This is a genomic window from Nocardia sp. FBN12 (assembly GCF_050320175.1).
Taxonomy (GTDB): domain Bacteria; phylum Actinomycetota; class Actinomycetes; order Mycobacteriales; family Mycobacteriaceae; genus Nocardia.
In genome coordinates, this window is the sequence record NZ_CP190048.1 from 3570664 (window position 1) to 3592092 (window position 21429).

The window sequence follows — 21429 nt, forward strand, 5'->3', positions numbered from 1 at the left end:
CTGACATCGGCGATGCTCACGAGCGCTGCTCGCGCAAGCGCACGGCCTCGGCGAACTTCTCGGTCATCTCCGGGGTGGCGATGACCGCGAGGGCGGAATAGCGCTGCAGGACTGTGCCGTTCGGGTGGCAGGCGGTGACCGTCACGGTGACCTCTGTGCTGTTCGTGTTGGCCTGCAGGTCGTCGACCACCACCACGAACGGACCGTCGTCGGGCAGCGGCGCGAAATACTCGATGCGGCCGATGGACAGCGGCAGGCAGGCCGAGTTCATGAACCACACGCCTAGCAGCGCCCCGGACTGAATCGCGACATCGGCCAGCACCGGACTGTGCAGTGCCCCTGCGAAATTGCCGGTGCCGATGCCGGTGTCGGGGAGCCTGCCTTCGACGACGAGGCGCCGGTCCGCTCGTTCCAGGATGCGGCGGACGCCTTGGAGCAGCGGCCCGTGGAACAGATCCGCGGCACGGTAGACGTCAAGGCCGTTCTCCGGCCCTTCACCGATCGCGTAACCCGGCCAGCCGGAAATAGCTGGTGCAGATGGTATTTCGGCGGCGAGGAGGAAGGTGCCGGTGAAGTGCGACGGAGCGAGAGTCTTGCCGGGTTCGTCACTGCGAATCCAGACCGTGACACTCAGTCGGTCGCCGGCGACCGTACCGGCCTGGACGTCGAGCCGGTAGGAGCGCTCTTCTTTCCCGTCGTACACGATGCCCCGGAGCACCTCGAACCCAGTGCATTCCACGACTCGCAGGCCGGGGTTGGCGCGCTCGAGCACGTTGATCGCCCAGCCGAGCCCGGCGGCCGCGGGGAACACCGGGAACTTGCCGACTCGATGGTCGCCGATCACCGGATCCGCGGCCAGCGATGCGAGATCGCGGTAGGCGGTGAAAGGTTGTGTGGCAGCGATGGTTACGGCCGTTGCGAGCGGGGCAGCGGGGCCGACCAGCACCGACACGTCGTCGGCGCGACCGGGGGCGAACTGTTCGGCGAACATCCGGGCACCCGCGTCCATCCCGAGCAAGGCGACACCGCGCGCGAGGAAGACTTCGCGCAGTTGCGGAGTCACCATGCCGCCGTCCCAAGCACCCCAGTTCACGGTGGTGACGTGCCCGGCGAGACCTTGGCGGCGCCAGCTCACCGCCGCGCGGTTGAGCGCTTCGTTGGCGACGGCGTAGTCGGCCTGACCCGGATTGCCGTAAACCCCGGCCACCGACCCGAACAGGATGAGATGTCCGAGCGTGGCGTCGCGCAGGGCGCTGACCACGTTGTACAGCCCGTCCAGCTTGGTCGCGAGAACGACGCGGATGTCGTCGGCGGACTTGGCTGCCAGCAGGGAATCGGCGAGCGCGCCCGCGCCGTGCACGATGCCGGTGACCCGGCCCGCGTCCGGCGCGAGTGCCCGCTGTGTGGCTTCGGCGTCGGTGATGTCGACCGCGAGGTAGCGCACCCGTGCGCCGGTCTCGGCTACCGCGTCGACGGTCGCGCGGATCTCGCGCTGTGCCAGCAGGTTTCGGGTGAGCCGGTCGACCTGTTTCGGTGTCGGCTGCTCACCCGCGGCGCGCACGGCGGCGATGGCTGCGGCCTTGAGAGCATCGTCGGCGACGCCCAGCGCCCATTCCGGCTCGTCGTCGAGTCCGGTGCGTCCGAGCAGGACGAACTCGCAGGGTCGGCGAGCGGCCAGTTCACGCACACACCGCGCGGTCACACCCCGCGCACCACCGGTGACGACGAGAACATCGTCGGTGGTGAGGGCCAGTTCGGTGGTCTCGGTGGAACTCTCGACCGACTGTGGGCGCAGGGTCCAGCGGGCGTGGCCGGCGTCGATCCCGACTTCGCGAGCGTCGATGGCGGCGTCGTCGAGTTCGGCGAGGAAGGAGACGATCACCGCCTCGTCGGTCAGCTGCGGCGAGAGATCGAGTGCCCGGCAGAACAGTCCGGGCGCTTCCTGCGCGAGGGTCTTGACCAGACCGCTGACCCCGCCGACAACGGCGGCGGCAGCGGCTCGCTCGCCTCGGTGGCCGAGCACACCGTCGATGCGGGTGAGCGTGACGAACGCCGCCCGCGTACCCGCTTCGGCGGTCGCCACCAGGCGATCGTGGACCAGCGTGGCAGTGTGGATCGTGTCGGCGAGCCGATGACCACCCGCCAGCCACTGGCTGTCGGTGGGCAGGACGGACAGGCACAGATCCAGCCGCGCGACATCTTTCAGCGCGGACTCGATCGCCGCCTGCACGGTGACACCGTCCCACTCGCGGACTCCCGCATCGTCGCGGGCGGTGACCGAGGCCGTGTGAACGGTCCATCCCTGTTGCTCGAGGCCGGTCGCGAGCGTCGCGGCGGTGTTGTCACCGTGGTCGACGATCAGCGCGGTCCGGTCCGTGGCGTAGGGCTGGTCGAGCCGGTCGATGTCGGGAAGTGCGACAGGCACGATCCGCAGCAGGACCGGATCGTCGTCGATCCCGCCGCGAGTGTCGCGCTGCTGCGCCCCGGGGTACGCGGTACTCGACGACGTATCGGTGCCATGTGTGGCGGCAACGGGACCAGTGGTTACCGAGGTGCCAGCAGCTGCCGACGAGTCGGCGGCTGCCGCACCTGGCGAAGCTGCGCCGGTCGCGGCAGAGCCCGCGACGAAATCGACGATGTCACTCAGCGTCCGCAACTCCGCGACCTGCTCGGGACCGACGGCAGGCACACCGTCGACGCGCTCACCGACCGCACCCATGATCTGCACCCGCTTGATCGAATCCACACCGAGATCGGCTTCCAGATCCAGCGACATCGCCAGCATCTCCGGCGGATAACCGGTCTTCTCCGAAACCACCTGCACCAACACCGACCACACCGCGTCGGCATCGACCACCGATCCGGTCGCGGGCGCGACGCCCGGCACCGAGACCACCGATGCGGCGACGAAATCCACGATGTCACTCAGGGTCCGGAGTTCGGCGACCTGCTCGGGACCGACGGCCGGTACCCCGTCGATGCGCTCACCGACCGCACCCATGATCTGCACGCGCTTGATCGAGTCGACACCGAGATCGGCCTCGAGATCCAGCGACAGTGCCAGCATCTCCGGCGGATAACCGGTCTTCTCCGAAACCACCTGCGACAGCACCGACCACACCGCGTCGGCATCGAGTGCCGGAGACGTAGGCGCGGTTGCCGGCGCCGAAACCACCGATGCGGCGACGAAATCCACGATGTCGTTCAGGGTCCGCAACTCCGCGACCTGCTCGGGACCCACAGCGGGCACACCATCGATGCGCTCACCGACCGCACCCATGATCTGCACCCGCTTGATCGAATCCACACCGAGATCGGCTTCCAGATCCAGCGACAGTGCCAGCATCTCCGGCGGGTAGCCGGTCTTCTCCGAAACCACCTGCGACAGCACCGACCACACCGCGTCGGCGTCGAGCGCCGGGTCGGTTGTCTCGGCAGCGGCGACCTCTGGGTGACGGGTCACGGCTTCGGTGTCGAGCGATCGGTGCCCTGACACCGCGTCGCCGGTGCGCGGCGAGTGCTCGGCCGTCGGGTCGGCGGCGTCCGTCGAGCCCGCTGTGAACCTCGGTGCGGCCGAATCAGAATGCGGGGCAGGTGATTGCGGGGAGCGCTCCGGCGGGGCCGCCCGGTCGCCGGTCTGACGGTCGAGCAGCGCGGCCGGGGCCGACGGCTGCGAATTGTGGGTGCCGTTTCCGTTGCCGACGGAAGGTTCGGCGTGGAATCCGTTGGTACCGGTTCGGCCAGTGGCATCGACTGGCGTCGGTGATGCGTGTTCCAGGCCGGACAGCGAAGCGAGGATCTCATTGACCCGAACATGGGTTCGGCCGATCGCCAGGCTTTGCTCCTTGATGGCGTGCACGGTCGAGTGGAGGCGGTCGTCGGCACCGCCTGTCCGCTGCGCGTCGCGCAAGACCGAGACCAGTCCTTCGGCGACCTCGAGTTGCCCCTCGGCGTATCGGCTGTGGATGTCGAGGTGCTGCTGAGTCACGGTGTCCCGCCCGGCGCCCGGATAGGCCGAATCGGAGGAGTTCGTCATCGGAACATCACGGCCAGCCGCGGAACCCTGTGCGGCCATGACTGTTTCGGGTACTCGCACGACCGCCGAAGTCTGAGTCGCTGTCGACCGCACGGCAGTCTGTGCCTGGACCTCGGCGGCCGCCTGATTCTCGGCGGCGGCTCGCGACTGCGCAGCGGCCCGCGTTTCCGCTGCCTGGGCCGCGGCCTGTGCTTCAGTAGCGATCTGGGCCTGGGCGGCAGCCTCCGCTTCGGCGGCTCCCCGAGCCTGCGTGACAGCTTCCAACACGACCTGCTCCTCGATTCCCTTGCGGTAGAGCTCCTTACGGGATTCCGGGACGAAGTCGCGGCCGTTGAGCCGGACCACCATGCCGGGCGCCTCCGGCACCGCGAACGGCGCGGCGTCGTGGCGGTGGATGTCGACGATCGGCGCACCGAGCACCGCTAGTTGCAGCGCCGCCTTCTTGAGTGCCACATCGCTGTCGCCGGTCGGGCCCTGGTCGGTCGAGAGGGCGATGACGTCGGCGCCGAGAGTCCGGCGTACGAGCGAGGTGAGCGTGGCCTTGGGCCCGAACTCGACGAATACATTGCAGCCGTCGGCCTGCATGGCCTGCAGCCCCGCGACGAACTCGACGGTTTCGAGCAGCTGGTCGGTGAGCACCTTGCGGTTGCTCGCGACCCGCGAACCATATTCGGCGTCACGGGAATTCGCGTAGATCTTGGCCTTCGGAGCACGAATGCCGACGTTCTTCACGGCGGCCTTGAACGGCTCGACCGCGTGGGCGACGTAGCGGGTGTGGAACGCGCCCGCCACCGGCAACTCACGCACGGTCAGCCCGCGCGCCCGGCCCGCCGCGACGAATTCCGCGACGGCCGCGGTACCACCACCGACCACCACCTGGTCGGGTGCGTTGTGGTTGCACACACTCACATCGGGATGGTCGGCGAGGATCGCGCTGACCTGTTCGCGGTCGGCCTGCACCGCGGCCATCGTGCCCGCGTCGGCGTCGGTGTCGATCGCCATCGCCGCGCCGCGCGCCCTGGCGAGAGTGAAGTAGTCGGCGGTGTCGAGCGAATCCACCGCCCACAGCGCGGTCAGCTCACCGAAGCTGTGGCCCATGAATCCGGCGCAGGTCAGGCCGCGCTCGGACAGGAACCGGTACTGCCCCACCGACAGCGCCGCGATCGCGGGCTGCGCGAACTCGGTGCGCCGCAGCGTCGCCTCCTGGGCATTGCGCTGCTCGGGGTCGAAGACCGGCGCGGGGAACACCACCGCGGCGGGCGGCCGGGCCGCGTCGGCGAACACCGCGTTGGCCTCGTCGAAGGCGGTGGCGACGGTGGGATTGTTCAGTACCGCGGCCAGACCCATGTCCACGTACTGGCTGCCCTGGCCGGCGAACAGCGCGCCGATCTTCAGATCGGGCAGCGCCCGGCGACGGAAGACGATGCCGCGCGGATGGTTCCACTCGTCGGCGTCACCGGCGAGTTCGGTCACCGCCAGCGCGCGCAGCGCCGACGCTTCGTCCTCGTCGCGCGCCACGAATCCGACGCGGGCGTGTTCGTCCGGAATCCCGGCGTCACCGTTCGGCTCGGCGCCCGAACTCAGCAGGCTCGCCAGTTCGGCGGTGGACTCGGCGTGCCACAACCAGACCCGCGCGGTGCGATGCATCGTCGCCGCGCGATCACCGGCGGCCTCCTCGAGCACCGCGTGAAAGTTGGTGCCGCCGAAGCCCATCGCCGACGCGGCCGCACGACGTTGCGGGCGGTGCGGATCGCGGATCCACGGCCGCGTCCTGGTGTTGATGTAGAGCGGCGAGGAATCGTCGAGCGCCTTGTTCGGCGCGGTGACATTGATCGACGGCGGCAGCACCTTGTGATGCAACGCCAGCGCCAGCTTGATCAAACTGGCCGCACCGGCGGCACCCTTGGTGTGCCCGATCTGGGATTTCACGCTGCCGATCGCGGCGTATCCGGTCTCGTCGGTGGCCGCACGCAGTACCGCGTTCAACGCGGCGAGCTCGGTCTGATCGCCGACGCGGGTGCCGGTGGCGTGCGCCTCGAACAGCCCGATCGTGGCCGGTGAGCAATCCGCGTCTTCGTAGGCGCGGCGCAGGGCGGCCTGCTGGCCCTCGGCGCGCGGGGCGTAGATGCTCTTGAAGCGCCCGTCGCTCGAGGACCCGATGCCCTTGATCACCGCGTACACCCGGTCACCGTCGCGTTCGGCGTCGGCGAGGCGCTTGAGGGCGATCATGCCGATGCCCTCGCCGACCAGCGTGCCGTCGGCACTGTCGTCGAGCGGCTTGATCACGCCCGAACGCGACAGCGCCCCCACCTTGCTGAAGCACAGGTACCCGAAGATCGAGTTCTCGGTGTCACAGCCACCGGTGATCATCATGTCGGCACGCCCGGACACCAGTTCGCTGATCGCGACGTGGACCGCCGACAGTGAACTCGCGCACGCCGCGTCGACGGTGCAGTTCATGCCACCGAGGTCGAGGCGGTTGGCGACCCGGCCCGCGATCACATTGCCCAGCAGGCCCGGAAACGAGTTCTCCTCCCAGGACGGGAAGGCGTCCGCGTACTTCTGCGCGATCTGTTCGGCGTCGGCCTGCGTCAGCCCGCAACTGCGGATGACCTCTTTGAGCACCGGCGTCGACAAGCGCGCGGCCAGCGGGTGCGACAACGTCGTCGGTCCGGCGACGCCGAGCACCACCCCGGTGCGCTCGGGCCGGTACCAGTCCGACCCGACCGCGCCCGCGTCGGCGAGCACGTCACGGGCCACGAGCAGGCTCAGCAACTGCACGACCGTGGTGACCTCGAGCTGATTGGGCGGCAGCCCGAACTCGGTGACGCTGAACGGCATCTCGGGCACGAAACCGCCACGGCGGCAATAGGTCTTGTCGGGTGCCGTCGGGTCGGCGTCGTAGTAGTCGTCGAGGTTCCAGTGCGTGGCCGGGACGTCGGACATGCAGTCCGCGGCGTCGACGACGTTCTGCCAGAAGTCACGGAAATTGGCGGCCATCGGGAACAGTCCGCTCAGTCCGACGATCGCGATCGGGTTGTCGGCCAGGCGCCGCGTCATGGCCGGGTCTTCGGAGTGCCGAAGGTGGTCGTTCATGGTTGCTATCCCTTGTCTTCTGCTCAGAGTTGCGTAACTCGCACAGTCCGGACCTCGTCGATGAGGTCGGCCATCGCCGTACCGATGAGCTGATGGCCCGCCGGACTCGGATGCATGCCGTCCGGGGACCACATGACCGGGTCCGCGGTGATGGGTGCGTTCACCAAATCGAGTCGCACGAGGTCGAACTCGTGGACGAGGTCGTCGAGATAGTCGTTGGCTTGCGCGAATCGCGACCGCAACACCGTGCGCACGGATTCGGGCAGACCGGGCAGGCGGTCCGGGATATCCGGCCAGTTCGTGGTGAACACCAGCCGATCCCGGCGCGCCAACCCGGCATAGATGTGACGCAGGTTGCGGCGGAAGCGATCCGGGTCGTAGTCGGTGACCAGGTCGTTTCCGCCGACGATCACGCCGATCAGCGGAGCATCGGCGGCGAGGGCCACCGGCAGCTGCCGGTCGAGGACATCCTGGGTGGTGGCCCCGTAGGAACCGAGGTTCAGTGTCGCGCCGTGAATTCCGAGCAGGTGCTCGACGTGCGCGACAAATCCCGCGAAGGAGCCGTCGGCGGTGACCGCACCGCCGCGCCCCTCCGCGAAACTGTCGCCGAGCACCATCAGCTCATACGTTGGCACCGAGTAGTTTCGCGATGCGTTCGGGTGCGAAGAATTCCTCGCCGGTCATTCCGCCGCCGACCATCGCGAAGAAGTCCGTGGCATATTCCTCGTTCTTTTCCAGCGCTCGGAAAACAGCCAGCAATTGCGGAGTCAGCTCGAGCGTGGAAATCGTGCAGGTGAATTCGAAACTCGACTGCGATTTCTCGTCACGTTCGCGCTGGTAATCGGCGAGCGCCTCGGCCATCGGCCGCTGTTCGGTCAGACCCTCGTGCACCCGTTCGGCGAGCAGTGCCGCGTAGTCGAACGCGTCGGAGATCCCGAGTCCGGTGAACGGGTCCTTGTGGTAGCCCGCGTCGCCGACCAGCGCCCAGCCCGCGCCGTGCGACTGGCGGCGGTAGTTGTCCGGATACCGCATCGGGTAGAAGCGGTCCTCGCGCTTGCCCTTGGTCACCAGTTCCTCGGCGAACTCGGGCAGGATATCGCGGGCGACCTGCACGAAGTTGGTCTCGACATCGGCCCGGAAGTCGGAGTACTTGTCGATCTTGCGCATGACCGCGACGAGCGTCTGGTCGTTGTGTGTCGGCCAGATGCCGATCTGCTGCTTGTCGCCGATGCGGCTGTGGAACTCGGTCTGCGACAGGCCGCTGAAGTAGCTGTAGTAGATGAAGCACTCGGCCGCGACCTTCGTGTAGGTCTCGGCGCCGACAGCGTTGGCGACGAACGAGTTGGTGCCGTCCGCGCCGATCACGATGCGGGCCCGCTCCTCGGCGATCTCGCCGCCTGCTACCGAACCGCGAATGCCGACGACCACGCCGTCTTCGATGATCAGTTCGCTGACGGTGTAGCCGGTGCGAACTTCGGCGCCTGCCTCCTTCGCCCCCTCGACCAGGATCGTGTCGAGTTCGGTGCGCCGCGGCGCGTAGGTGGCATCGATGCCCTGGATGGGATCGGCGAACCCCGCGATGACGATGTCGAGGTAGGACACCGTCATCCGCTTGATCGCCGGCACACCGGTGGCGATCAGCTTGTCGAGCAGACCCCACTGGGCCAGCCGGGCCACGCCGCGCTGCTGAATGTAGTGCGTCGAGACGGTGTCACTGGGGAAGGTGGCCCGGTCCACCACCAGGACTCGATGTCCCTGCCTCGCCAGCAACATGCCGACCGGTGAACCCGCGCACCGCGCGCCGACAACAATCGCGTCATACATCAGGGTGACTCCTCAGTAAATGAAACGCTTATGGCCCCGGTTGCGAGTTTACGGAGGAGAACCGCATGATCCGCATACCGATTTCCAATCGGATTACATGAATAGGTGTTCCCTAACAATGGATCTCAGTATTAGCGATCCGGCAGCTCGACGGAATAGTTGAATTCAACTTCCGTTCATCACGAAAAACGGTTGAATATGCGCTAATTGGGGCATGCCAACTGGAAATGAACCAGCCCCCGGAATCGCCGCAGCGCAGGCTCGGCTGACGAATATGACCGGTGCCGCGACGCCGGACTACGAACAGATCCGCAAGACCGTCGACACGCTCGTGCCGTTCGTGAATCTGGTAGGGGTGCGCATGACCGAACTCGGCCCCGGTTCGGCGGTGGCCGAGATCCCCGAGTCACCGCAGATGAGCAATCACCTGGGAACCGTGCACGCGGGGGCGTTGTTCCTCGCGGCCGAAGTCGCCTGTGCGGGCGCGTTTTCCGGCATCATCGCACCGCGCATTCTGCATGTGCGGACCTTCGTGCTGCGCGGCACCAAGACCACCTTCTTCCGGCCTGCTCGTGGGCGGATCCGCGCCAGTGGCACGGTGAGCTCCCCGATCCTGGCCGACGTGGTCGGGCGCAGGACCGAGGAACAGTTCGACATCACCGGAAAGGCCTTGCTGCACGACGACAGTGGCGCCTTGCTCGCGAAGGTGGACCTCGAGTACTTCTGCTGGCTGGCCGCGGGTCAGCCGGGGTAGAGCTCGGCGATGACGGCGTCGTAGTCGGCTTCGATCGCCGCGCGACGCAGTCGCAACGACGCCGTCAGCTGCCCCTTCTCCATCGAGAAGTCCTCCGCGAGAACGGCGAACCGGCGAATCGACTCCGCCCGCGAGACGAGCTGGTTCGCCGCCTCGACACCGGCGGCGATCTCCGCGAGCAATCGGGGGTCGTCGGTCGGGATGCCGGCGGCCAGGTCGACGTCGTGCTGGGCGGCCCACCGGGCCAGCACCATCGGATCGACGGTGATCAGCGCGGTCACATACGGTCGCCCTTCACCGACGAGCATGCAGTTGCTGACCAAGGCGTGCAGGCGAACTCGATCTTCGAGGGGCGCGGGTGCCACGTTCTTGCCGCCGCTGGTGACGATGATCTCCTTGCGCCGACCGGTGATGAACAGGAACCCATCCTCGTCGAGACGGCCGAGATCCCCTGTGGCCAGCCAGGTTTCGGCCGAGTGGCCGCCGTCCGGCCAGTACCCGGGGAAGACCTGTGGGCCGCGGACCAGGATCTCGCCGTCGTCGGCGATCGCGACGGTCGTGCCCGGCACCGGTCGGCCGACCGCGCCGGCCCGATTGGCGTGTGGCGCACTCATACTCACTGTCGACGATGCCTCGGTGAGACCGTACGCGCCGATGATCTCCACGCCGATCCCGGTGAAGAAGTCCGCTGTCGACGGTTCCAGCGAGGCGCCGCCCGCGACCATGTGCTCGAGCCGTCCGCCGAGCATGCCGCGCCATTGCTTGCCGATATCGGTGTCGATCACCGCGCTCGCCGGGGGCGGCTGACCGCGTCGGCGTGCGTGGCCGATCGCGATCGCCGCCGCCTCTGCCGTGTCGTAGGCGGCGCTGCCGAGTGCTTGACGTGCCGCTTTGCGGATCTTCTCCAGGACGTACGGGACGCCGATCAGGAACGTCGGCCGGAAGTTCGGCAGTTCGGCGGGCAGCTGCGCGGGGGTGGCGACCAGACCGGTGCGGACCCCGGCCAGTACGCAACCGAACTGCACGACCCGCCCGTACACGTGGGCGAGCGGAAGGAACAGTAGCGTCGACGCGGGATCTGCTGGGGTGCGCCGGAATACGGTGTCGAGGAGCTCGACGACGTTGGCAGCGGCGGCGAAGATGTTGCGGTGGGTCAGCAGGCACCCCTTGGGCACTCCGGTCGTGCCGCTGGTGTAGACGATCGTCGCGACATCGTCGGCGCGCACCGCCAGCCTGCGTTCGGTGGCCTCGGCGTCGGCGACCGCTGCGCCCTGCTCGGTCAGCGCGGGCAACGACGAGCCGAGCAGCCAGGCTCGCCCGCGCAACGCCTCCCCCGCGGCCGCGCCGATCATCTCGGACTGTTCGGCTGTCTCCACGAAACACGCGCTGGGCCGGGCATCGGCCACGATGTGCTGGATCTGCTCGGCCGAGGACGTCAGGTACACCGGCACGACCACCGCACCGACACTCAGCACCGCGAAGTCCGCCGCCGACCACTCGAAACTCGTACCGCCGAGGATCAGCACCCGATCGCCGACGCCGATCCCGTTGGCCGACAGGCCTTTCGCGAGCCCGAGAACAACTCGCGCGAACTCGGCGAAGCCGACATCGACCCAGCCCTCGTCCGTATTGCGACTGAACACGACGGCCGCCGGATCGGCAACGGCCTTGCGGAACACCACGTTGGCCAAGTTGTCGTCGGCCGCCATAGTGACCAGTGGCGCGACGCTGTATTCCTGCGCAACACGGTGCCCCTGCACGGCACTGTCTTCCACCACGCCGCCTCCTCGCCCGGCCGTGTCTCCTCGCACCACGCTGCCCTCTTGCCCGGCGGTGTCTCCTCTTACCACGCTGTCTGCCTGCATGGTGACGTCTCCCTGCCCAGCGGCGTGCCCGTGCACCGCGCTACTCATCGCGACTCGACAGTGGCGAGCGGGGCCGGAACGTACGTGGCGCAGCGGCCAGGTAGCCGCACACCCGCCGCGCGCAACTGACTCACGCGGGTGGTGAAGGCCGCGCCGCGCATGATCTGCAGCCCGACCTCGGCGACGTGGCGGTGCGCCGGTGCGGCTAGGTAGGTGCCCGCGACCCAGTCGTTGAACGCGCCCATCGCGGGCCCGCACCAGATCTGGTAGTCGAGCGTGCGATCGGGTGTCGCCGCGGTGCTCCAGCCCGACGAACGGCCCAGATACCACCGGAAGATCAGCGCCATCCGGCGTTTCGGGTTCCCCTCGGCACGCGCGATCTGCTCGGGGTCACGCTCGCGGAAGTAGCCGAGGCAGTCCTCCCACACCTCGTCGAACGAGCGAGCCAGGATCCGCTGCTCGATTTCGGCGCGCTCGGCGACGGGGATCGCCTCGATGCCGTCGTAGCGTCGATAGGTGTCGTACAGGCGCCGGGCCCGGCTCGCGAACATCGTGCCGCGTTGCAGCACCTGCACGTCGACGCCGAGTTCGAACATGTCCGACGACGGCGCCATGGTGGTATCGGCCACACCCGCTGCGGCCAGCAGTCGCTTCGCCGTATCCGACTGCGCCGCTTCGACAGTGGCCTGGTTGACCGACCCGGTGACCACGTAGGAGGCACCCATCGCGAAGGCCGCCGCGGCGGCCGCCGGGGTACCGATGCCACCGGCCGCGCCGACCCGGACCCGCTGGGCGTATCCGTATTCACGCTGGATCCGTTCACGCACCGCCAGCAGCGACGGCAGCAGAACCACCAGCGGACGGCGATCGGTGTGGCCACCGGAGTCCGCCTCGCCGGTGATGTCGTCGGCCATCGGGACCGACGCCGCCAGCTCGGCCTGCTCAGCCGTGATCTCCCCCGCGTCGAGCAGTCCGCGCACCAGGTGCTCCGGTGCCGGGCGAAGGAACAGCTCAGCGACCTCGGCGCGAGACACCTTGGCTATCAAGCGGTTTCGGGCGATCACCTGACCGTTCGGGTCGCGGTGCAGACCGGCCAGCCGGTAGCGCACCACCTGTGGGGTCAGGTCGAGGAACGCCGACGCCTCGACACAGCGCACCTCGTGCCGCAGGCAGGCATCCACGATCGCCCGCTCCAGCGCGTTCTCGCTGGGACTGTGGATCAGGTTGCAGGCGAACGGTTTTCCCGGTGCCTCGCGCCCGATCGTGGCCAGTGCCTCGTCGATCCGGGCGGGCAGCACCCCGGCGGCGCCGAACGAGGCGAGCAACCCCGCGCGGGCCATGGCGACCACCATCGGGGCCGAGGCGATCCCGTTGGCCATCGCACCGGCGTGATAGGCGAAGTCCACCCCGTGCGTCTGCCGGAACTCGTTGTTACCGAGCGTTTCCGGCCGCAGCGCCGGTGCGGCGGCCAGCACTTGCGCGCCACGGGCGGCACCGGCATCGGTGGTCACCGCGACACCGCGATCGTCACGAACCACGAACACCGGCTTGTCCAATTCCGACAGCGCGCGGTAGATGGAGTTGTCGTCCCTGGCGAGCGCCGAGGGTGCAAGGGAAGTCGTCACTGTGCCAATCCTTCTGAGAGCCCGAGAAGAGGTCGCTATCGAGTGGTGCCACGAACGGTCGGCCTTCCCCACCAAGGCAGCTGGCCTTCGTCACCGAGGCATCCGACCGTCGTCACCGAGGCAGTGGGTCTTGGTTGCCGAGTCGATCGGCCATCGCTATTGGGGCGGTCGGCCTTCGACAACCCACGCCGCGACCGCGGGCGCGACCAGTTCGCTGTCCTTCACCCACGACGCATGGCCGATGTGGGTGAAGCCCGAGGTCCGGTCGATGTGCCAGCGGTGCTGATCCGCCGCGCCCATCCGCTTGCTCAGGAAACGCACCGTGGATTCGGGCCCCAGCGGGTCGCCGTCGAGCGAGATGAGCAGCACCGGCAGCGTGAATTCGCGCAGCAGCCGGTCATAGTCGCGGGTGCTGCCACTGGGCCGGTAGTTGCCGGTCCGCAGGTGGCGCGCCCAGTCGATCATGACGCCCGCGGTCATCGGCCCGATCCCGCCGCCGCCGGTCCACCGTCCGCGCAGCCGGGTAACCGCACCGACCGACAGTCCGCGCGCCAAAACCTCGAGGCGCCTGCGCAGTTCGAACGACCACCAGTACACCGAACCGGTGCCGATCGTCGTGATGCTCGCGATCCGCTCCGGCTCGGCCGCCGCGAACAGCAGCGCGAGCTGTCCGCCGAGGCTGTGCCCGAACAGGTGCAGCGGCGCCTGCGGGAACCGTTCGCGCAGCGCGTCCGCCACGGCGGGCAGGTCGACCTCGATCAGCTCGCGATAGCCGAACCCGGGCCCCTCCCCCAGCGCGGGCTTGCTGTCGCCCTGCGCGCGCAGATCGAGGACGGCGGCCGTGAGCCCGGCCGCGTGCAAGGCCGTGACCAGCGGCAGGTAGTACTTGGCCTTGATGGACATCGCGGGCAGGATCAGCACGACCGGCGCGCTCGAATCCGCTTGCGGCAGCAGCCGAACCGCGAGTGCGGCGCCGTCGGTGGTGGGGACGGTAGTCGTTTCGAGGCCGGCGATCTCGGTGCGTTGCTCGCTCATCACGCCGCCATGGTGCAGACGTAGTCGAGCGCCACCTTGCCGACCAGCACGCCGGCCGCGTCGTACATCAGCGCCCGCGCGTCCACGTCCACCCGCTGCCCCGCTTCGGCCGCCAGCACCGTCGCGACGTCGCTCGGGTCGATGACCCCGATCGCCCGGATCCGGCCGAGGGCGGGTTTGCGGAACGACAGCCGCGCGTCCCGCAGTACCAACGTGTCGACCGCCGACAACCGCGAAGCCAGCGCGCCGACGAAAGCGCACGCGCCGGCGATATCGGCGGCCAGGAATTGCGCACCTGCGTGCACGGTCCGCAGATGGTTGAGGACGTAGGGCTCGTCGGGAATCTCCACGATCGCGCGGTGCGGACCGATTTCGGTGATTTCGGTACCCGCGTGGGTGCCGAAGGGAACCAGCTTGCTGACAATTCGCTGCAAGAGCAAGAAGTCGGGATTATCCGGATCGATCGCCTCGAATACCGAACCGAGGGTGGCTGAGGTTTTCAGTTCAGGTGCCATGAATTAATTGCATCATCCCCGGCCGCCGATGCGGATTTCCATTGCCGATCTCAATCGACCGAATGGAAATCAACTCGCCAATGGTTCTCCGTATACTTTGCCGCGGACGGTGGACTGCAGAAAATTCCGCGTCGCGTCGAGACTGTCCAGGAATACCTGCACCACTTCATTGGGACTGTCGACCCGCCAGGCGACCTGCAATTCCACCACCGGTTCCGGATCCACGAGCGGAACCACCCTCAGACCCATCGGCCGCGGCTCGTCCATGCTGATGAACGACGCGAACCCCAGATACCGGCGGGCCGCCACGGTGATCCCGGTGGCCACCGAATCGTTCATGTACTCGGCGACCTTCGGGAAGGCGCCCGCGCGCTCGCCCGCGGTCATGATGGCGTCGTACATCGCGGGGCTCACCTCACGGTTGAACAGCACGCACGGCGTCTCGGCCAGTTCGCGGATCGCGATCGACGACCGGTCGGCCCACCGGTGCCCCGGCCCGACCAGCGCGCCGATGCGCATCTGCAGCAGACACCGCGACAGCACCGAGTCGCCATTGGACGTGCCACCGTAGAGCAGCCCGACATCGAGTTCGCCGCGCGTGAGCGCGGTGAGCTGCGGACCGGAGCGACCCGAGCTGAGCTTGGTGGTGATGTTGGGGTAGTTCGCGTGCAATTGGGCCAGTGACCTGGGCATGATGAGCTGCCCGGCCCGGCCGTTGAACCCGATGTTGATCTTGCCCATCCGTCCGGCCGCGATGTCGCGGACGGTACTCGTCGCCGAGTTCACCTCCCCGAGAATCCGCCGGGCGTCGGTGCGGAACGCCTCGCCCGCGGGGGTCAGCTGCACCACCCGCGAGGTCCGCGACACCAGTTCGACGCCGAGATGGCGTTCCAGACGCTTGAGTTGCTGACTCAGTGACGGCTGCGTCAGGTGCAGCCTGGCGGCTGCCCGCCCGAAGTGCAGTTCGTCAGCGATGGCCAGAAATGCCTCGATATGCCGTGTCTCCATAGTTCGCGCCTCGCGTGATCAGGTACGTGACTCGTCCGAGATATTCCCCTTGTATAGCGGCACCGCACGTCATCGGGGAACGGGCCCGTGAAGCACAGATGAGCAGCGCCCTAATTCCTGCCGACCGCACGGCGTGTCCTGCCCGCCTCGCGGTGACCGCGGTCGCGGCCAGCGCTGTGAACGCGGTCGATTCGGCATTCGAATCGCTGACCCGGTAAAGCCCGATGATCCCCACCTTGACAGTGCGATCCATTTCGTACCGCAATGGATCAATAATGCGTTCCGCGTTGTCGCCCGCGACTTCGGGGTGGAAGACTTTTATGCGGTGCAGGCGAAAGAAATTCGACGCCGATTTCGAAGGAGCCCAGAAAATGACGACCACGGTTGCCAGTCAGCACGACGCCGAGTCGACGCTGGCCGAACTGTTCGCTCCCGACACCCGACCCGATCCGTATCCCGTCCACCGCGCCCTGCGCACGAAGTCGCCGTTGGTCACCAAAGGCGGCGACCTCGTGATCATCGCCAACTATGCCGATTGCCAGCAGGTGCTGCGCGACCCGTCGGTTCGCAACGACCCCAGCCTTTCCCGACTCGGCAAGGATCACCCGGAGCGCCCCGAATCCCTGCTCTTCCTCGATCCGCCCGCACACACCCGCATTCGCCGGCTCGTGTCGAAGGCTTTCACCCCCAGGGTGATTCGGGCCTCGCAGCCACAGATCCACTCGATCGTCGACGATCTCGTCGCGCAGATCGCGAGTAAGTCCGAATTCGACGTGATCTCCGAATTCGCGCTGCCCTTGCCGGTGCGGATCATGTGCGCGCTGTTGGGCATCCCGGTCGAGGAGTTCGACGACTTCGAGCCGGCCGCCCGCAGGCTGGGCCGCGTCCTCGACTTCAACCTCGTCGTCCACAACGACGACCTCGACGACGCCGAAGGCGCGCGCAACGAGCTGATGAACTACCTGAAGAACCTGATCGTCCGCCGCCGCGGCAACCTCGGCGACGACCTGCTCTCGCGGCTGATCGAGGTCGAAGAGGAAGGCGAAGTGCTCAGCGAGGGCGAACTGCTCGCCACCTGTGTGCTGCTGATGGTCGCGGGCCACGAGACCACCGCCAACCTCATCGCCAACGGTGTGCTCGCCCTGCTCCAGAACCCGGACCAGCGCGAAATCCTGCGCGCCGATCCGGAATTGGGGATCAGCGCCGCCGACGAGGTGCTCCGCTACGACGCGCCGATCCAGTTCGTGATGCGCATCGCCACCCGCGACATGGCGGTGAGCGGCACCGCGATCAGCCCCGGCACCGCGATGCTGGTGCTGCTCGCCGCGGCCAACCGCGATCCCGAGCACTACCCCGACGCCGATCGCTTCGATGTCGCCCGCGGTGCCGCCGACCACCTCGCCTTCTCCGCCGGTGCGCACTTCTGCCTGGCCGCGGCGCTGGGCCGGGCCGAGGGCGCGGCGGCGCTGTCGGCCTTCGCCGCGCGCGTGATCGACCCGGTGCTCGTGCCGGGTTCGCTGCGGTACCGGCCCAATGTGAACTTGCGTGGCATCCAGAGCATGACCGTCACGCACGGCGGAGTCCGACTCCGCTGACGCCCGATTCGACCACCCCCTCCACAGAAAGCCTGTTATGAACTCGCACCACCACGGCCGTAAGGCCGGATGGGGGATCGTGCTCGTCGCGGTCACCACGCTGCTCGCGGCCTGCGGCCAGAACAGCTCGGCCCCAGCCGGGGCCGACGACCCGGTGACCATCACCTTCCTGTCCTACACCTACGGACAGACCAACCCGCTGGGCAAGGGCATCGAGAAGTTGATCAACGACTTCCAGACGGCCAACCCGAAGATCACGGTCAAACCGCAGTCGGTCCCGACCGCGGACGCGCTCACCAAGCTGCAGAGCGAAGTGGTAGCGGGCAACCCGCCCGACGTCGCGCAGATCGGGTGGAGCAAGGTCGCGCAAGCGTCGCAGACCTTGCCGCTGCGGTCGCTCGAAGAAGTGGCCGGGACCGACGAGTGGAACAAGCACATGGCGGGCTTCGTGCCGTCGGTGCTGAAGGCGACTCCGGTCGCCGGTGCCAAGAAGCCGGTCGCGATGCCGTTCATGATGGCCACCCCGGTGGTCTTCTACAACGCCGATCTGTTCACCGCCGCCGGCCTCGACCCGGCCCAGCCGCCCAAGACGATGGCCCAGCTCAAGCAGGCGGCACAGGCGATCAAGGACAAGACCGAGGCCCAGGGCGTGTACGTCTCGGCGGCCGATCCGGGCAAGTCCGACTACCTGACCCAGTCGCTGGTCAACAGTGCCGGTGGCGGGCTGGTGTCGAGCAGCGGTGAGGTCACCGTCGATTCGGCCCCGGTGATCACCGCGCTGTCGACGATTCAGGATCTGACCAAGTCCGGTGTACAGCCCGCGGTCGACTTCGCCTCCGCGCAAAGCGCTTTCAACTCCGGCAAGCTCGGCATGCTCGTCACCACCGGCGGCGGTCTGCTGACCCTCGACGCGGCGGCCAAGGGCAAGTTCGCCCTGCAGGTGGCGCCCCTGCCCGCCTTCGACAACCTGCCCGCCCGCCCCACCTTCTCCGGCTCCGGCCTGACGGTCGTTGCCAAGGACGCCGCCAAGGCGAAGGCGGCGTGGAAGTTCGTGCAGTTCATGACCAATGACGAGAGCTTCAAGCTCATCGCCTCGCAGATGGGCTACCTGCCGCTGCGCACCGCGGCGGAGTCCTCGGCCGATCCGCGGCTCGGCTCGGCCGTGAAGCAGATGGCCGACCTGGCGCCCTACACCGCCTTCCCGGGCAAGCAGTCCAACCAGGGCGTCGTGATCCTGCAGGACGAGGCCGTCGAGCCGATCGTCCTGCGCGGTGCCGACCCGGCGGCGACCCTGCGCGCCGCCGCCACGAAGATCCGCGGACTCAACTGAGTTCGCGCACCCTCCGCTGACCCACCACCCCTCGAAGAGAGACAACGTTGTCACACCAGGTATTCGCCCACACGCCGCCCAATGGTTCGCACGGCGGCGCGGTCCCGGACAAGATCGGCCTGACGGTCAATCCGTGGTCGGGAAAGCAGCTCCTCCGTTCCGATTTCGAGGAGATGCGCGAATTCCTCGACGAGGCCGCGACCGCCGGATTCGGTTATGCCGAACTCGGCGGGTGCGGCCTCGGGGTGGTGATCGGCGGGCGGGTGCAGCGCTCCCGGCTGGCGGCGCTGCGCGACGCGCTGGCCGGGTGCCCACTGCGGCTGACCCTGCACAGCTCGTGGCATTCGTCCGGGCGCACCGGCAATCTGCTCGACACCGGCAGTGCTCCAGCCCAGCAACTCGGGCTGTTGGCGGATCTGGAAGTAGCCGCCGCGATCGGCGCCGAGGTGCTGGTCTACCACGCCGGGGTGCTGCCGAACCTGTACAGCGACGGTGACGAGTTGACCGCGGGCATGGCAACCGAACGCGCGATGCTGCGCGATCTCGCCGACGAATCCGGTGCGCGCGGGGTGATGATCGCGGTCGAGAATCGGGCGCCCGGGCCCGCGGTGCTCGCCCGCCGTTCCTACGGGATGCGCCTGGATCTGGTCGCCGAGCAGGTGCAGCGGATCGATCATCCGGCGGTGTCGATGTGCCTCGATGTCGGCCACGCCTATCTGTCGGCCGGCTATCTGGACTACGACTTCCTCGGCGCGATTCGCGAGGTCGCCCCGATCGTCGGCCACATCCACCTGCACGACAATTTCGGCCGGATGGCGCGTCAGCCCGACGCCAGCCCGTACGAACTGGAACTGCTCGGCGAAGGTGACCTGCATCTGCCGCCCGGCTGGGGCACGATCCCGCTCGGCGACGTACTGGAAACGACCTTCGTCCGCGACCCGGCGATCATCATCGAAATGCGGCACGCCCGCCACTACGCCGAGGCGCTGGACACCACCGTGCGCATGCTCGATGCGCGGGCGCGTTCATGACGCTCACCAAGGACCGCGAGGTCCGTGCGGTCGAACGCCCCGCCGCGACCGGGGTGGCCTGGCTGTACTTCTCGCCGACCATGCTCGCGATCGTGGCGTGGGTCTACGGCCCGCTCGTGTTCACGGCGGTGCTCAGCTTCCTCGATTGGAACCTGGTCTCCCCCGACATCGAGTTCATCGGCCTGGAGAACTACGAAACCCTGCTCACCGAACCGGAATTCGGCAATGCGGCCTGGAACACGCTGAAGTACGCGCTGTTGGTGCTGCCCTTCGCGACGGTCGTCCCGTGCGCGCTGGCCATCGCCCTGTGGAAGCGGCCGGGCCGGACCAGCGAGTTCTACCGGATGTTGCTGTTCCTGCCGGTGGTGCTCGCACCGGTGGCCAATGCGCTGTCGTGGCAGTTCATTCTGGATCCGCTGTACGGAATCGTGAATCAGACGCTCGGATTCGCCGGGGTGGAGCCGGTCAACTGGCTCGGCGACCCGGCCACCGCGCTGCCGACCATCGTCATGGTGACGGCACCGAAGGTGGTGGCGCTCAACACTTTGCTCTTCGGGGCGGCGCTGGCGAATCTGGACCGGCGCACCGTCGACGCCGCGCGCATGGACGACGCCACCGAAGGTGAGATCACCCGGTCGATCATTCTGCCGCAGCTGCGCCGCCCGATCATCCTGCTCGGGCTGCTGTCGATGGTGGTGGTGTGGCCGTGGCTGTTCACCAATATCGGGGTGCTCACCCGAGGTGGGCCGAGTAATGCCACCGACAACGTCTACTACCGGCTCTACACCTACGGTTTCACCTTCTTCGACGCGGGCACCGCGTCGGCGGCGGCCATCGTCATCGCCGTCGTGTTCGGCCTGCTCCTGACCTTCTACACCCTGCTCTCGAGGAGATCCAGTGCGACGCGGTGACGCGATCGGCAGGCACCTGCTACTGATCACGGCGGTGGTGCTGATGTTGTTCCCGGTGGTCTTGGCATTGACCACTTCGTTCAAACCGGTGTCGACGATCTTCGATCTGAACCCGATCCCGTATCCGGCGAGCCTGGAGAACTACGAGATGGCGGTGGGCCGGTTCCCGATCGGGCGGCTGCTGCTCAACACTTTCATCATGGCCGCGGGCGTCACCATCGCGACGATGCTGGTCGCACTGCCCGCCGCCTACGCGCTCGTGCGCTTCGACAAGGCCCGAGGTCGTGGCTTCGTCCTTGCGGCCGTGGGTATTTCGCTGCTGATCCCGCCGCAGGCACTGATCATCCCGCAGTTCCTGATGACCGCGAAGCTGGGTTGGCAGGGACACACGATCGGCGTGATCATCCCGCAGCTGGGTGTCAGCGCGCTCGCGGTGTTGTTGCTGCGCGACCACATTCGCTCGGTGCCGCAGTCGCTGATCGGTGCGGCGGTGCTCGAAGGCGCCACGTCGTGGGAGATCCTGCGCCACGTGGTGCTCGGGGTGCTGGGCCCAGCCTTGGGCGCGGTGGCGATTCTGCTGTTCATCAGTACGTGGAACGAATTCCTGTGGCCGCTGCTGGTGATGCCCGATCCGGAGGACACGACCATCCAGCCGGGTCTGGCCCTGTTCCTCGGTCCGGAGAGCGCGGAGTACGGCCCGATGCTCGCCGCGGCGATGCTGGCGTCGCTGCCGGTCGTCGTGATCTATGTCCTGGCGTCGCGACGGATCGCGGACGCCTTCCTTCATTCAGGGGTTCGGTGATC

Annotated in this window: 14 protein-coding genes; 6 read left to right on the plus strand and 8 right to left on the minus strand. The window is 67.8% G+C overall.

The window, feature by feature from the left end; genetic code table 11:
* Positions 1-16: 16 nt before the first annotated feature.
* From ACQHI0_RS17190 to ACQHI0_RS17200, 3 genes are read right to left on the minus strand one after another with little or no spacing between them, the layout of a single operon-like run.
* Positions 17-7132, minus strand: a complete 7116-nt coding sequence (locus ACQHI0_RS17190) for an SDR family NAD(P)-dependent oxidoreductase (RefSeq protein ID WP_427908931.1) — start codon at positions 7130-7132, stop codon at positions 17-19.
* A gap of 23 nt (positions 7133-7155) precedes the next feature.
* Positions 7156-7767, minus strand: a complete 612-nt coding sequence (locus tag ACQHI0_RS17195) for a GDSL-type esterase/lipase family protein (protein ID WP_427908932.1) — start codon at positions 7765-7767, stop codon at positions 7156-7158.
* Positions 7754-8956 (minus strand): NAD(P)/FAD-dependent oxidoreductase, encoded by a 1203-nt coding sequence (locus ACQHI0_RS17200; protein WP_427908933.1) that lies wholly within the window; start codon positions 8954-8956, stop codon positions 7754-7756. The genes ACQHI0_RS17195 and ACQHI0_RS17200 overlap by 14 nt, the downstream gene beginning before the upstream one ends.
* Before the next feature lie 214 nt (positions 8957-9170).
* Here ACQHI0_RS17200 and ACQHI0_RS17205 point away from each other — a divergent pair, with 214 nt between their 5' ends.
* Entirely contained in the window at positions 9171-9710 is a 540-nt protein-coding gene (locus ACQHI0_RS17205) for a PaaI family thioesterase (protein WP_427908934.1), read from the plus strand.
* Here ACQHI0_RS17205 and ACQHI0_RS17210 read toward each other — a convergent pair.
* The 5 genes from ACQHI0_RS17210 to ACQHI0_RS17230 form a co-directional block, all read right to left on the minus strand.
* Positions 9698-11488 carry an AMP-dependent synthetase/ligase gene (locus tag ACQHI0_RS17210; RefSeq protein WP_427908935.1) on the minus strand — a complete coding sequence of 597 codons (1791 nt, stop codon included), beginning with the start codon at positions 11486-11488 and terminating at the stop codon, positions 9698-9700. The two genes, ACQHI0_RS17205 and ACQHI0_RS17210, sit on opposite strands and share 13 nt — an antisense overlap.
* 131 nt (positions 11489-11619) lie before the next feature.
* Positions 11620-13200, minus strand: coding sequence for a PfaD family polyunsaturated fatty acid/polyketide biosynthesis protein (locus ACQHI0_RS17215; protein WP_427908936.1), 1581 nt, complete (start codon positions 13198-13200; stop codon positions 11620-11622).
* A gap of 156 nt (positions 13201-13356) precedes the next feature.
* Positions 13357-14235: an alpha/beta hydrolase family protein gene (locus tag ACQHI0_RS17220; protein WP_427908937.1), complete on the minus strand. Its 879-nt coding sequence runs from the start codon at positions 14233-14235 to the stop codon at positions 13357-13359.
* The gene (locus tag ACQHI0_RS17225; protein ID WP_427908938.1) at positions 14235-14750 is read right to left on the minus strand and encodes a DUF4442 domain-containing protein; all 516 of its coding nucleotides are present in this window, start codon (positions 14748-14750) and stop codon (positions 14235-14237) included. Before ACQHI0_RS17225 ends, ACQHI0_RS17220 begins: the two co-directional genes overlap by 1 nt.
* Before the next feature lie 69 nt (positions 14751-14819).
* Positions 14820-15758, minus strand: coding sequence for a LysR family transcriptional regulator (locus ACQHI0_RS17230; RefSeq protein WP_427908939.1), 939 nt, complete (start codon positions 15756-15758; stop codon positions 14820-14822).
* Positions 15759-16129: 371 nt separating this feature from the next.
* Between ACQHI0_RS17230 and ACQHI0_RS17235 the strand changes: the two genes are divergently transcribed.
* Genes ACQHI0_RS17235 through ACQHI0_RS17255 form a run of 5 tightly spaced genes read left to right on the plus strand, consistent with a single transcriptional unit; the run spans position 16130 to position 21427 of the window.
* Positions 16130-17353, plus strand: a complete 1224-nt coding sequence (locus ACQHI0_RS17235; protein ID WP_427908940.1) for a cytochrome P450 — start codon at positions 16130-16132, stop codon at positions 17351-17353.
* 37 nt (positions 17354-17390) lie between these two features.
* On the plus strand, positions 17391-18683 hold the full coding sequence (locus tag ACQHI0_RS17240; protein WP_427908941.1) for an ABC transporter substrate-binding protein: 1293 nt from the start codon (positions 17391-17393) through the stop codon (positions 18681-18683).
* Between the two features lie 47 nt (positions 18684-18730).
* Complete coding sequence (locus ACQHI0_RS17245; RefSeq protein ID WP_427908942.1) at positions 18731-19714, plus strand: sugar phosphate isomerase/epimerase family protein; 984 nt, start codon at positions 18731-18733, stop codon at positions 19712-19714.
* On the plus strand, positions 19711-20625 hold the full coding sequence (locus ACQHI0_RS17250) for a carbohydrate ABC transporter permease (protein ID WP_427908943.1): 915 nt from the start codon (positions 19711-19713) through the stop codon (positions 20623-20625). The genes ACQHI0_RS17245 and ACQHI0_RS17250 overlap by 4 nt, the downstream gene beginning before the upstream one ends.
* Positions 20612-21427 (plus strand): carbohydrate ABC transporter permease, encoded by an 816-nt coding sequence (locus ACQHI0_RS17255; protein WP_427908944.1) that lies wholly within the window; start codon positions 20612-20614, stop codon positions 21425-21427. The genes ACQHI0_RS17250 and ACQHI0_RS17255 overlap by 14 nt, the downstream gene beginning before the upstream one ends.
* Positions 21428-21429: the final 2 nt, after the last annotated feature.